This window comes from Micrococcus luteus NCTC 2665 (assembly GCF_000023205.1).
Lineage (GTDB): Bacteria > Actinomycetota > Actinomycetes > Actinomycetales > Micrococcaceae > Micrococcus > Micrococcus luteus.
On sequence record NC_012803.1, the window covers coordinates 46,575 to 59,510 of the forward strand.

The following is a 12,936-nucleotide window of genomic DNA, read 5'->3' on the forward strand; positions in this document are numbered from 1 at the left end:
ACGTCTGGAACGACGTGCCCGACCACCGGGCGCTACACCACTATGCGGGACTCAACTACGGTCCGCTGCCTGTCCTCGAAATTCAGATCGACATCTCAGAGTGGCGTCAGGCCAGGGACGCTCCGGACGGCTCACTGCACCATGTACGTGGCGCGATCAAAGACCTCACCAAGGCCGTGGGTGGCGTAGACAAGACGATGAAGCGTGTTGTCGATCGCTTGGATTACCCAGCGCCAGAGACGGTCGAACTCAATGAAATGAGCGACGCCTTCACCAGGCAGCAACTCGCACCGCCAGCACCCGAGGATGAGGCGGATTCCAGCACGGATCGAGCATCACTGCCACCGCCGACGGCGGAGGAACAATAGCGCCTGCGGAAAGTAGTGCCCCATAGAGTGGTGTAGCGCACGGTGACTGGGCACGTCGTTCCGGATGTGGACGCGGCCACCGTGTGATCCTTCGAGTCAACCTTCCACAGAATCCTCGAACGGAGTCATCACGATGACCGCTCCTCATATTGTCGACCCTGCCGGCCTGCTCGGCGAAGCCCTGTCCGAAGCATCCCCGGATTTGATGCGTTCGTTGCTGCAGACCGTGATCAACTCCCTGCTCTCCGCTGACGCCGACGCGGTGGTCGGCGCCGAATGGGGTAAACCCACCCCGGGCCGAGCTACCCAGCGCAACGGGTACCGGCACCGGGACCTGGACACCCGGGTCGGGACCCTGGACGTGGCGATCCCCAAACTCAGGTCGGGCACGTACTTCCCGGAGTGGCTGCTCGAGCGCCGCAAAAGGGCCGAATCCGCGCTGATCACGGTGGTCGCCGACTGCTACCTGGCCGGGGTCTCGACCCGGCGGATGGACAAACTGGTCAAGACCCTCGGGATCAACGCGCTGTCGAAGTCCCAGGTCTCGCGGATGGCCACCGAGCTGGACGAGCAGGTCGAGTCCTTCCGTCATCGCCCGCTCGGGGAGGCTGGGCCGTTCACGTTCGTGGCCGCCGACGCGCTGAGCATGAAGGTCCGCGAGGGCGGCCGGGTGGTCAACGCCGTGGTGCTGCTGGCCACCGGGGTCAATGGTGACGGCCACCGCGAGGTCCTCGGCCTGCGGGTGGCCACCTCGGAGACGGGGTCGGCGTGGAACGAGTTCTTCGCCGACCTGGTGGCCCGGGGCCTGACCGGAGTCCGCCTGGTCACTTCCGACGCCCACACCGGGCTCAAGGACGCCATCGCCGCGAACCTGCCCGGAGCGACCTGGCAGCGGTGCCGGACCCACTACGCGGCGAACCTGATGGGCATCACCCCCAAGTCCATGTGGCCGGCCGTGAAGGCCATGCTGCACTCGGTGTATGACCAGCCCGACGCCGCCAGCGTGGACGCCCAGTTCGACCGGCTGCTGGACTACGTCAGCGAAAAGCTGCCCGCGGTGGCCGAACACCTCGATGGTGCCCGGGCGGACATCCTGGCGTTCACCACGTTCCCCAAGGACGTGTGGACCCAGATCTGGTCGAACAACCCGGCCGAACGGCTCAACCGCGAGATCCGGCGTCGCACCGACGCCGTGGGCATCTTCCCGAACCGGGCAGCGATCGTGCGCCTGGTCGGGGCGGTGCTGGCTGAGCAGACCGATGAGTGGGCCGAGGGCCGCCGCTACCTCGGCCTCGAGGTGTTGGCCCGCTGCCGCCTCACCACCGTGGACGACACCGGGAACGAGGTGAACGCCGAACCGGAAACCACCCTCGAACTCAGCGCCTAACAGCACCAATGGAGGATCAGAGCGTTACACCACTACTCGGGACTTGACCCTGCGGAACTCTCAGTCGCTGGTGCTCTCGCGTGCAGCTTCGCGAATCTGTGCTGAAGGGTGCTGCGCGGCGATGGTCAGCAGTTGAGAAACGGCTGGCACCTCCGAAGGCGTGTGGAGCCCGGAAACGACCGCCGCGGCACTCCGCCTTCCGCCAGACTTCAGGACCTTCGACAGGATCGTCGCGACTCCCTCAGATGCGCGCTCGGCAACGACCAACCTGCTCAGCCCTCTGAGTGCCGCGTCACGTACGGCTTCGGTTGCGTCACCCGCTAGAGCGAGAAGGAGTTCGGACTCTGCCTTGTCTCCGAAACGTTCGATGATCCGTGCACTTGCGGCACGGCGAACGGTGTCCCCGCCAAGAAGGTCCCGTATCAACGGTTCGCGCGCGGCCTCATCTGCGAGAGCAGCGAGCGCTTCGGCGGCGAGGCCTCGGATGTCCTCGTCGTCATCGAAGAAGGTCCGCACTGGCTCTCGGTTCCGAAGCGCTGACACGGCTTCGACAAGTTGTGTCTTGATTGGGTCGGCAAGCGTCGCTCCATGGATGGCGAGTACCTGCAATGCGCCAGACTGTTGCTGAGGTCGGACCCCGGGAGCCGTCAACAGAGCTTCGATACGATCCCACCGCCCACTCGACGGGTGCCAGACACCGAGCAGGGTCATTGCATGGCCGGGGTCGAGACCGCCGACACTGTACGCCCCCTTGGCGGCATCCTCGATGAGATTGTCGATGACGCTGCACAGTCGGTCAGTAAGAGCATTGACTGCATCGGAGGGCAGCGTTCGCACGTCGTCGATGGCTTCGAAGACGATCAACTCCCCGGCCCGGGCTCGTTGAAGGACTTGCTCGCGACTCTCGGCTACTGCAGGAGCAGCGACCCTCAAGAAGGCCTCGCGTAGGTAGGCGGCGTCGCCGTCAGATCGGTTCGCCGCGCGCTGACGGTCACTCTCACGCCACGCGGATGCGGGGATCGTATGGATCAGCCGGGCGAGTGTCTGCGCGGTTCCGTCGTCGGTGACCGGGGGCTGGTCGAGGAAGTAGTCGATCACGTTGTGAAGGGCGTCCTCGCTCAACGTCCACACCATGGCCTTCAGCAGATCGATGATCTTGTAGAGCACGATGAATGTAGGCCGAGCACGTTCCAGGTAGGCCTGTGGCTCTTGGAGCATCGCCAGCGCCCACGCACAGGTTTCGTCGGCGCGCGCTGGTTCGAGAACGTCGCCGGCGGCCGTCAGCAGTTCGATATCTGCCAAAGCGGTCGTTCGAGTCGATCGAGACAAGTCCACGCTGCTCGCCGCGATCCTGGCGGCCATCGTTGGACCCGTGCGCACGATGTGTCGAGTCGCGCGCCCAGTGCTCTTGCTGTCACCGGAGAGACGGAGAAGAGTCAGCCGGCCGGCGACCCTGTCGGGATCATCCGTGGGGCCGGTGGTGACAAGGAAGTGCTCCGCGAGAGCGCCAATTGCGCCACGCCACCCGTCGTGGTCACCAGCGCACGAGGCCAGCAACGCCGCGGAAAGCAGGCGCTTGTGGGCAGTGTCCGAGCCCCCGATCCGAATCGACGCATCCTCGCTCCATCTCCGGAACTCCTCAGAGAGATGAGCGGATAGCCCATAGGACATCACCTGGGTTCTCCACCACGACGCTGGGTTGTCGCTGCGCTGGATGATGTTGGCGATGTCGCCCTGCATCCATCCGCTGGCCCTGAACGACGTCAGCGCACACGCGCCCGCGATGGCCGCAGCCGTGACGTCCGACGGTGCCTCTCGATGGATTCGCTGGGTCTTCATCGCGAGGTCGAAAGCCTCCTCGTGTCGTCCGACCTCCAGCAGCGCCCGTGCTCGTTGAGCTTCTAGCCATGCGTGATCCACTGAGGAGTAGTCGTCATGTGCCAGGGCGTCCTGAAGCACTTGGAGCGCCGTATCGGGATCGTTCTCGTCGAAGTGATAGACGCAGCGGAGCACGGATGCCGCGGAGCGTTCACTCGGCGTGGAAGCTAGGTCGACAAGCTGAAGCAGGTCAGCGGGTTCTCCCTGGTAGTGCCAGAGATGAAGGGCCGCGGTGGCGCGCCAACACCAGTCATCGGCCTCACGTGCATCGTCGAGTGACAGCCCCTTCCGCTCGGCGTCATTCTCCCCTGCGAGCGCAGGAAGGCTCATCGGTTCCAGAATCCGTTCAAGGTCGTCCCGGAAGAGCACTTGCATGGCGAGGGCTTCGAGCCCGGAGATCGAATCTGGGACCAGGTTCGGGTGGGGTGCGATGAGCCGGGGAGTGATGAGGGCATGCCGAACTTCGTCGACCGGTGCAAGATGCACCGCGCCGGTCCACGCAGTGCCGTCCCAGGTCGGAGTCGGAAGCTGCGTCAGCGCGACGTCGGAGAGTGCTTCGTTGTGGTCCGCGTCAACGGTTTGGGAGGCCGGTACAAGAATCTTGGCGCCCTTACCGGTCGAGACGACTCGCGCAGGGGTGACGTGAACCCAGAACGAGAGGTTTCTGTCTTGATCGCGCAGGATCACCACGTGGGGCAGCGCGTGGCGCAGCCAGTAGTCGAAGTGTTCACGGTCGTCCTCGGCAAACCACCACCCAGTGATCGTGCCCTCGGCGTCCTTCTGCGGGGTCTTGAAGTAAGACGACCCGGTCTTGACCTGGGCACCCATCACGGCGCCGAGTTCGTACCGGCGGGCATCTCGCGGCCGCAGATATAGATCGGTGCCTGTGTCGTGCCGGCTATCGATCACCCCTCCCCAGCCCAAGCGCTCGAACTGCGCCAAGACCTCAGACTCACCCGAGGTTCCCGTAGCTTCGTTCTTTGGCGCCCGCACCTACGCCTCCTCCGTTGCCTCGTCCGCAACAACGCGAACGTTGCGCATCGCAGAGCCAGTGAATATGAGCGGAATGAACGAGTCTCGAAACGCGATTCCCGCTGGCCGCCTCGCAGGCCCGCCACCGGGAGGAGTGGTGAGAGGGAACCTCATTCCCACCGGAGCCTTGCCGGAAACATGGTCAGGATGTGGGCCGCCCACGGGATAACCGGGATGAGCGGGAGCGCCCAGATAGTCGGGAAGGTCTACCCGTCCTTCGAAGTGTTTCGTGGCCGCGACATGGAACATCGCCCCGTGGGCCCAGGCGATCATGTAGGCCTCGGCGAGAACGGCAGGGACATCCACCCTCAACTGCGTTAGCTCCAGCCCTTGTCGATGCCCGTCCACCTTGGGTGCCTGTGCGAGAACTTCGATGACGGGGCGGTCGAAGATGTCCACAGCGTCCGGGCCGGTCAGCACACCAACCGGGATGGTCCCATCTGCGCTGGGCGGAGTGGTGACGAATGAGACTTTGAGATCATCACGAGCGCGGACTGAGAGACCGTGCTTGACCTTGTTGTGAGCAGCGTTGAGTTGGAGCTCATGTCCCACGAGTAGGTCGATAGCGAACTGGAGCCAGTCAGCGAACACGTTGGACGCCGAAGCAAGTCGCTCCGTCATCCCGCTCTGCAAGTCCTGCTCGCGGAGAACCAGACGGACGAACTGCATCGGGGCCTCCGCCGAGGAGAAGGACTCGCGGAGCTGGCTTACGACCTGATCGAGTTGGTTTCGCCCGGCCGACAGGGCTTCCCAAACGCACGATTCGGCGACGTTCGTCCGTTGCGAGAGTGCCGCCGTCAACCGCACAAGCGACTCAGCCGCATGGTGCCGCAGGGCGTACGCGTCCGTGGCGACCTGTGTGGCAATGGACCTCGGCGAGGTCTCGGGTACGAAGCCCACCGGCCGACCAAGGAGGCGAGCGAACCGCCCACGGGTCTCGATCGCGTGCTGCTGTTCCGCGGATGCGGCCAGGGGATGCTCATCGCTGTCGACGTCCGACTCTGCCCACCGCAGCATCATGCCGATCCGAGCGCTGAAGTACCCGTACGGATCAGACGACAAAAAAGTGGCTCTCCTGACTGATCCGTGGGTCATTTCCGGCCCGGTAGGACGGGTCGGTGGCCGCCGAGGTTGAGCATGGCCAGGGCGATGAGGGCTTCGGGGGACTTGAAGCCGAAGGCGACGCGGGTGATGAGCCGAATCTTCGTGTTCACGGACTCGATACGTCCGTTGGACAGGCCGTGCTCGATCGCGGCGAGGATCGAGGCCTTGTGCTTGACGATGCGGCGTTGGAGCTCGACGAAGGCGGGGATGCGGCAACGTCGGGCCCAGCCGATCCAGCGTTCCAGGGCCGTCTCGGCCTCGTCGGCGGGTAGCTGGAAGACCAGGCGCAGTCCTTCCTTGAGCAGGTAGGCCCGGTGCAGGCGCGGGTCGGTCTTGGCGACCCAGGCGAGCTTGGCCTGCTGCCGGGTGGTGAGGTTCTCGGGGTTCTTCCACAGCGCGTACCGGGCGTGCTTGAGCGCCTTGGCGTGCCCGCCGGCCCGCCCGGCCCGGCGCTGCCGGACCGCGCCACGGGCCTCGTTCCACGCCTGGCGACGGACCTCGTCCAGGGCCTCGGTGGCCCACTTGACGATGTGGAACGGATCAGCGCACCGCACCGCGTTCGGGCACCGCTCGGCGACCACGGCGGCGATCCAGTCCGCCCCGTCGGCGCTGACGTGGGTGATCTCGGCGCACCGGTCGGGCCCGAGGGCCTCGAAGAACGCCGCCAGGGTCGCCTTGTCCCGGCCCGGGGCGGCCCAGACGAGCCGGCCGGTGTCGTGGTCGACCACGATCGTGAGGTAGCGGTGGCCCTTCTTGTAGGAGATCTCATCGATGCCGATCCGTCGCAGGCCGGCGAACCGGTCGCCGAGGGCCTCCACGTCGGCCCAGACCCGGGTGATGATCGCCCCGACGGTGCGCCAGGCGATGCGCATCAGCTCGGTGACCGCGGACTTGGAGCACTGCGTGGCCAGCCAGGCCACCTGCTCGTCGAACACCACGGTGTGACCGGCCCCGTGCCTGGCCCACGGGACGGCGGCCACCGTGGGACCGTGCTCGCGGCAGGCCACCCGCGGGGCGTCGGCCTCGAGGTAGACCTGCACCGTGCCCAGATCCAGCGCCCGCCACCGCCGCCGACCCTCGCCACGGTCGTACCCGGGCGACCTGCGCCCGCACCGCCCGCACCGGCCACGCACTCGAGCCCGGGGACGGACATGAGCCACCAGGAGCTGGTCGTCCTCATCGAACTCGATGCCCTCCACGACCGTCTTCTCGACGCCCAGCAAGGACCGCCATAGGCTTGCGTTCCGCACGCCGTTCTCCGCCCTTCAGGTAACTGACCTCAACAGCCAGAAACCTAGGCAGAGAGCGGCGTGCCCTCGTCAACGGCTCGCCAGAACACCCACGGAAGCGTCAGGAGAGCCAAAAAAGTGTCGTCAAGCTCCTGACACTGCTCGGCCGTCAGGTCCGGCCCGGCTGGTGGCGGGTACATTCAACAAGCGTATGGTCGCGAAATCGGCCTGCCCAGTCGCCTCGCCGGGCCACCGGCACGCAGCATGATCCACGCCTCATACGAGAGTAGGGCGGACGACCAGTCGGAGCGCTCCAGGACCGCGACCCTGGCTGTCCAGCTTCTTCCTTCTGACAGGAATCACCCGTAGACTGCCTGATGAGGCGGATTTCTCCTCTGTAACGCGCCGGTCTCGGCAGACCCTCGGGTCATTCTTCAACGCACTGCCTCACCAGATGCACTGTGCGATGGAGAGGAACAAGACCATGATCCGTCTGATCTGGACCGTCAGCGTCCACACCCGCTACTTCCTGCGGCGCTACATGCCCACCAACATCCTGCTGTATGCGATCCGAACCCGCCGACGCGGCTTGAAGTGGGGTATCCCCGCGATGCTGCTCGCAGTCCCGTAAATCCTGATCGCGAACGCCTGTGTCCAACTCATCGACGACGGCGCCCCCGGATGGCTCCACCTCGCAGTGCTGTGGGCGATCTGGAACATGCTCAAGATGCTCTGGATCGGGCCGGTCAGCGCTGTGCTCCTAATCCGCGCCCGTGTCCGCGAGTCCATCACCGCCCGTCGCGAGCGCACCAGCTTGTCTTCCGAAGCAGACGACGCCGAAGAGCGTGCCGCGGTGGACGCAATAGGTATTCGGTGAAGTGTGAGAACTCAGGCACCGACCCGGCGACGACCGCCGGTACGGATCGTCCCGCCGCACGCGATCACCGCCGAGCGCACGGCCTCATGGCTGACTCCGAGTCGCGCGGCGACCTGAGCGAGCGTCATCCCACCCGCATAGAGTTGAGCGGCGTCCTGTCGGATCGCGTCCGGCAACTCCGGGCGACGCGCCGCCAAGCCCGCCTCCCGAGCTATCTCCCGCACAGTGCCGCGGTGCACGTTGAATCGCGTCGCCAGCTCCCGCACGGGCACACCATCGGCGTAACCGGCGACCAGCTCGGCTCGATTGGAGACGCTCAAACGGGTTTGAGACTGCCGCGAATTCTCACGCACCGGACCGCGCTCATCGGTCATCCGAGCACCCCGAGCGCGCGGCTGACGAGCCCGAGAACCCCGTAGAACACGGGAAATCAGCGATCCGAGCGGCTTCCGGGGGTTTGAGAAGCTGCTACGGAGGTCCACCGCACGCACAAGGCTCGAACCCTTGCCAACGGAAACGTTGGTCGAGGTTCGGGCCTTGTTCGCGTCTGCGGCCCAGGTCAGAGCGTTGGCATTGACCTGCGGATCGAGGAGCATCTCGAAGGGTCGGTGTGCTCGACGCGCAGCTCGTTGTGAAGCGCCCTGAGTCTGGTGGAGACTCGCGTTATTTGATTCCCACCAGCTCGGTGCTCGTGGTTTGGCCAGCATAGAACGTCTGCTCGAACTCAGCGGGCGGGACGTCGCCGAGGTAGCCGTGGAGGCGCTGGGTGTTGTGCCAGTGCACCCATCCGAGGGTCGCGAGCTCGAGGTCCTCGACCGTCCGCCACGGTCCGGGACGGGCGGGGCCGCGGACGAGTTCGATCTTGTAGTAGCCGTTCACGGTCTCAGCGAGGGCGTTGTCATAACTGTCGCCGACGGTCCCGATAGATGGCGTCGCGCCTATCTCGGCGAGACGTTCGCCGTAGCGAATGGACGTGAATCGGGCGGGTTCAACCGGTCGTTGCAACACCGTGCGTTGAGAGCGAGCGTAGCTGCTCGGCGAAGACCTCCGCGGGAGTCTTCCAGTCCAGGACCTTCCTGGGCCTGTTGTTCAGCGTGTACGCGACTGCTGCGAGGTCCTCGGCCGACCATCTCGACAGGTCCGTGCCCTTGGGGAAGTACTGCCGCAGCACCCCGTTCGTGTTCTCGTTCGTCGGCCGCTGCCACGGCGAGTGGGGGTCAGCGAAGAACACCTTCGTGCCCGTGGCCATCGTGAACTGGACATGCCCGGCCAGCTCCTTGCCCCGATCCCACGTCAAGCTCTGACGCAGCTGCTGCGGCACCGTCGCCATCGCCTTGATCAGGGCCGCGGTCATCGCCTCAGCCCCGTACCCACCCAGCGACGGCCCGTTCTTCACCGGCGGCCGCTCACCCCATCCCTCCAGGCGGGGCAAGTGGACCAGGATCGTGGCCCGGCTCTTGCGCTCGGCCAGAGTCCCGATCGCTGAACGCTCGGTCCCGATGATCAGGTCCCCTTCCCAGTGCCCGGGCACAGCACGATCAGCGGCCTCGGGTGGGCGCTTGCTGAACACCACGTCCTCGGTGACGTGGCCCTGGGGCTTGTTCCGGGTACGTGCCCGCGGCTCGCGCAGAGCCCGCCCGGTACGCAGGCACGCGACGAGTTCACGCTTGAGCGCCCCACGCCCCTGGATGAACAGGGACTGATAGATCGCTTCATGAGAGATCCGCATGGACACATCATCCGGGAACTCCAGGCGCAGCCGGTGGCTGATCTGCTCAGGGCTCCACGCCGTGGACCACCGCCGGTCCGCCCGGCGCGGTTTCATCTTCCGCCCCTTGAAACCGGGCCCGACCGGTCCCGGCACGGCCACGCCATCGGGGCCCAGGACCACCCCGTTCAGGCGTGCCTGGACGTAGTCGTGCAGTCGCTGGTTCGTGGCCAGCTTCGCCGGCTTGGGCCGCCTGGCAGCTTCCTGGGCCTTCCACTGCGCCACCGTGGCCCGGTACTCCTGCTTCCCGGAACGAGTGGCGCAGTTACGGCGCAGCTCACGGCTGATCGTGCCCGGGTCACGTCCCAGCGTGCGTGCGATCTGACGGACCCCCTGGCCCTGGGCATGGAGGATTGCGATCTCTTCACGCTCAGCGAAGGACAGATACCGGCCGGTGGGCTCGGCTAAGGACAGCGGGGTCATCCCGCCAGCGTGACGGAACCAGCGCGCCCCGACGGGCCAGGACACGCCCACAGTCAGGGATGCCTCGACCGTGGTGACACCGGTGGCGATTACACGCCAGAACTGGCGTTGGACCTCCCGTGAGGGCTGCGGCCTGCCAGGAGAGCGCATCGGGGCCCGCAAGGCCCGATCCGCTCTCCACTGCCGACGTGTCCCCTCGGGCACGTCACTGATCTTCCTCGCCCAGTCCTTGCTTGCCATCGCCCATACCTCCAGTGATTCCGAGAGGGTGTTGCGACGACCGATTGAATCCACCTCGAGACCCTGCGTCGCTGTGGCAGCGGAGATCGTCGTGGTGAGCGCCGCGGGACCAGCGCGCCATCTCGATCGCGTCGAGGATCATCTCGGTGCGCATGTGTGATGCGCACCGCCACCCGACGATCATCCGGGAGAACGCGTCAACGATGAAGCAGACGTAAGCGACGCCCGCCCAGGTCGGCACGAACGTCAGATCTGTGACCCAGAGCCGATTCGGCGCGGTCGCAGTGAACTCCCGCTTCACCAGGTCCGGGATGCCGTGCCGCAGTCGGATCTGGCCGGGTCGTCTTCACCCGCTTCGACCTGGTCGCGCCCTCAATCCCTGCGGCGCGCATGAGCCGGCCCGTCTGATCTCGGCCGATGTCGCTCCCGGCGCAACGCGCGGTCTTCCGACGCGCGGTCTTCCAGAGCTTTCGGACCCCGTAGACGCAGTAGTAGTCCTGCCAGAGCGTCACCAGCTCCGGGGTCAACGCAGCGTCGCTCACCGCGCGAGCGGACGGGGCACGGTCTTTCGCGGCGTAGTAGGTGCTCGGAGCCACCTGCAACAGGCTGCAGATGGCTCGACTCCAAGCGGGCGGCCTTCGACGACGTCGTCCTTATTCGCGTCGATGAACGCGACTACTTCCGGTGTTGGCGGTCGAGCTCCGCCCCGAAGAAAGACGCGGCCCGCTTCACGATCTCGTTCGCCCGACGCAACTCACGGACCTCCTGCCGGAGTTCCCGCACGCGCCGCGCTTCCGCCGTGCTCACCCCAGCGACGTGACCGTCGTGGATGTCGGCCTGCTTGACCCACATCCGCACCGACTCGACCCCGTACCCGAGCTGCGTCGCGACCCGATTGCCGGCTCTTCACGAACGAGGGTGTAGCGCGGGTCTGAACCCTCCGGCTTCGAGCAGTGACCGAGCGATGTAGTGGGTGAGGTTGCGGAAGCCGAGGGCGGAGCCGCGGAGGTGTTCGAGCCGCCCGTTGATGGCCTCGGTCGGGCCGTTGCTGGTGCCGGGGCGGTCGAAGAACGCGAGGATGTCGCCCGCCCGCTGCTTCATGGTCCGGCCGAGCTTGCGGACCTCGACGAGCGCCGCGGGAACGCCGCTGCTGATCGTAGCGATCACCTCCTGCATCATCGCCTTCGCTTTCTTCTTGTCGGGCTCCCGGTAGGCCGCGACGATGCGCTGGTAGATGCCCCAGGTCGCCTCGACCTCGATGTGCTCCTCGCTCGCGAACACTGCGTCCAGGCGTGCCCGCTGCCGGTCGGTGAGCAGGCTCGCCCCGGTGTGCAGGGTGCGGCGGGCTTTGTAGAGCGGGTCGCCCTTGAGCCCGCGGTGACCGGTGGTGTCTTGCTGGACCCGACGCCGGCAGACATCCAGCGCGTCGCCGGCGAGGCGGACCACGTGGAACGGGTCCATGACGGGGACGGCGTCGGGGAGTTCCTCGGCGGCAGCGGTCTTGAACCCGGCGAAGCCGTCCATCGCGACCACCTCGATCCGCTTCGCCCAGTCCGCAGGGCGGGCGGCGAGCCACTGCTTGAACACCGCCTTGGAGCGGCCCTCGACCATGTCCAGCAGCCTCGCCGGCCCGGTCTTGTTCCTCGCGGGGGTGAGGTCGATGATCACGGTGACGTACTTGTCGCCCAGCCTCGTGTGTCGCCAGACGTGCTCGTCGACACCGATCGTGGTGACCCCGTCGAACCGGGCGGGGTCGTCGATCAGGCGCCGCTTGCCTTCCGCGAGGACGGCGGCGTTCGCGGCACTCCAGGACACCCCGAGACCTGCGGCGACGCGGGTGACGGTGAGGTGGTCGATGACGATGCCCCGCAGCGCCCACTCCAGGCCGCCGCGGGAGATCTTCGCACGCGGCGCCGCTGCCCGCGTCATGTCCTGCCGCCACGTGCGCCGGCAGTGTCCGCACCGGTACCGGCGCACCCGCACCAGCAGGGTCGTCGGCCGGTGCCCGAACGGCTCGTGCGCCAGTCGACGCGTGACCGTGTCCCGCGGCACGCCCTCGACACCGCACTTCCGACACCACGGGTCGTCCTCGACGACGCGGCATTCGATCGTGGCCCGATCCGGCTCGATCAGCTGGCCGACGGCGACGAGGCCGAGCTCGTCAAGGCGGCAGAACGTGGTCAGGTCAGGGGTCGCGAAAGTAGGGTGGAGCACGTCGAGGTCTTTCGGGATGGCGAGCGTGAAGAACTTCCATCATCCGGGAGACCTCGACCCCTACCCGGCCACCGACGCGCTCAACCGACTACACCCTCGTTCGTGAAGAGCCCGATTGCCGGTCCCGAGCTCTGCTCGCAGCGTCCTCACCATCCGGACCGCGGCGGCCTTCTCCTCCGGCGAATACCGAGGCGTCGTCGGCTTCCCTGATGTCTGCTCGTTCGGCATAACCCCATCCTCGTTTCCAAGGTCAGGAGCCTCCAACAAACTCAGGGCGCTTCACTGTTCGTCAGGCAAATGACTTGCGAAATGTCTACGTGGGTCCATTCTGACGCGACAACGAGTTTCGTCTCGCGGACTCGGCCGGTGCCCGGCCGGGCAGCGCGAGCCGATGCGTCGCACGGTGGTTCGGCGAC

The 12,936-nt window shown here is 66.3% G+C and carries 10 protein-coding genes and 2 pseudogenes; 4 read left to right on the plus strand and 8 right to left on the minus strand.

The features are described 5' to 3' along the window. Window positions 1–14: 14 nt before the first annotated feature. Window positions 15–368 (plus strand): hypothetical protein, encoded by a 354-nt coding sequence (locus MLUT_RS23785; RefSeq protein ID WP_144407140.1) that lies wholly within the window; start codon window positions 15–17, stop codon window positions 366–368. A gap of 133 nt (window positions 369–501) precedes the next feature. Next, window positions 502–1,755 carry an IS256-like element ISMlu1 family transposase gene (locus MLUT_RS11800; protein ID WP_010078638.1) on the plus strand — a complete coding sequence of 418 codons (1,254 nt, stop codon included), beginning with the start codon at window positions 502–504 and terminating at the stop codon, window positions 1,753–1,755. 60 nt (window positions 1,756–1,815) lie between these two features. On the opposite strand, the gene MLUT_RS11805 is transcribed toward MLUT_RS11800, so the two are convergent. Genes MLUT_RS11805 through MLUT_RS11815 form a run of 3 tightly spaced genes read right to left on the minus strand, consistent with a single transcriptional unit; the run spans window position 1,816 to window position 7,019 of the window. Further along, a complete protein-coding gene (locus MLUT_RS11805; RefSeq protein WP_012750675.1) occupies window positions 1,816–4,626 on the minus strand; it encodes a DUF4365 domain-containing protein in 2,811 nt (936 codons plus the stop codon). Continuing rightward, entirely contained in the window at window positions 4,627–5,760 is a 1,134-nt protein-coding gene (locus MLUT_RS11810; RefSeq protein WP_082229693.1) for a hypothetical protein, read from the minus strand. Next, the gene (locus MLUT_RS11815; RefSeq protein ID WP_010079362.1) at window positions 5,757–7,019 is read right to left on the minus strand and encodes an ISL3 family transposase; all 1,263 of its coding nucleotides are present in this window, start codon (window positions 7,017–7,019) and stop codon (window positions 5,757–5,759) included. Before MLUT_RS11815 ends, MLUT_RS11810 begins: the two co-directional genes overlap by 4 nt. 445 nt (window positions 7,020–7,464) lie before the next feature. Between MLUT_RS11815 and MLUT_RS24245 the strand changes: the two genes are divergently transcribed. Together MLUT_RS24245 and MLUT_RS24250 are read left to right on the plus strand one after the other, a co-directional pair. Then, window positions 7,465–7,629 (plus strand): hypothetical protein, encoded by a 165-nt coding sequence (locus MLUT_RS24245; RefSeq protein WP_370992107.1) that lies wholly within the window; start codon window positions 7,465–7,467, stop codon window positions 7,627–7,629. An 87-nt stretch (window positions 7,630–7,716) separates the two neighbouring features. After that, entirely contained in the window at window positions 7,717–7,875 is a 159-nt protein-coding gene (locus tag MLUT_RS24250) for a hypothetical protein (RefSeq protein WP_370992109.1), read from the plus strand. A gap of 11 nt (window positions 7,876–7,886) precedes the next feature. Here MLUT_RS24250 and MLUT_RS11825 read toward each other — a convergent pair whose 3' ends face one another. The 5 genes and pseudogenes from MLUT_RS11825 to MLUT_RS11850 all read right to left on the minus strand — a co-directional run bounded on the left by MLUT_RS11825 (window position 7,887) and on the right by MLUT_RS11850 (window position 12,520). Beyond that, the gene (locus tag MLUT_RS11825; RefSeq protein WP_231936620.1) at window positions 7,887–8,249 is read right to left on the minus strand and encodes a helix-turn-helix domain-containing protein; all 363 of its coding nucleotides are present in this window, start codon (window positions 8,247–8,249) and stop codon (window positions 7,887–7,889) included. A 289-nt stretch (window positions 8,250–8,538) separates the two neighbouring features. Then, window positions 8,539–8,856, minus strand: a pseudogene (locus tag MLUT_RS11830) (integrase core domain-containing protein); the annotation flags it as partial. Between the two features lie 7 nt (window positions 8,857–8,863). Then, window positions 8,864–10,306: an IS30 family transposase gene (locus MLUT_RS11835; protein WP_010080024.1), complete on the minus strand. Its 1,443-nt coding sequence runs from the start codon at window positions 10,304–10,306 to the stop codon at window positions 8,864–8,866. 61 nt (window positions 10,307–10,367) lie between these two features. Beyond that, a pseudogene (locus tag MLUT_RS23510) lies at window positions 10,368–11,200 on the minus strand (IS3 family transposase); the annotation flags it as partial. A gap of 12 nt (window positions 11,201–11,212) precedes the next feature. Beyond that, on the minus strand, window positions 11,213–12,520 hold the full coding sequence (locus tag MLUT_RS11850) for an ISL3 family transposase (RefSeq protein WP_012750681.1): 1,308 nt from the start codon (window positions 12,518–12,520) through the stop codon (window positions 11,213–11,215). Between the last annotated feature and the right edge of the window lie 416 nt (window positions 12,521–12,936).

Excerpts from the sequence above, each read along its gene's own strand:
- MLUT_RS11835 (WP_010080024.1), bottom strand. The coding sequence starts at position 10,306 with ATGGCAAGCAAGGACTGGGCGAGGAAGATCAGTGACGTGCCCGAGGGG.
- MLUT_RS11810 (WP_082229693.1), bottom strand. The coding sequence starts at position 5,760 with ATGACCCACGGATCAGTCAGGAGAGCCACTTTTTTGTCGTCTGATCCG.
- MLUT_RS24245 (WP_370992107.1), top strand. The coding sequence starts at position 7,465 with ATGGAGAGGAACAAGACCATGATCCGTCTGATCTGGACCGTCAGCGTC.
- MLUT_RS11800 (WP_010078638.1), top strand. The coding sequence starts at position 502 with ATGACCGCTCCTCATATTGTCGACCCTGCCGGCCTGCTCGGCGAAGCC.
- MLUT_RS11825 (WP_231936620.1), bottom strand. The coding sequence starts at position 8,249 with ATGACCGATGAGCGCGGTCCGGTGCGTGAGAATTCGCGGCAGTCTCAA.
- MLUT_RS24250 (WP_370992109.1), top strand. The coding sequence starts at position 7,717 with ATGCTCAAGATGCTCTGGATCGGGCCGGTCAGCGCTGTGCTCCTAATC.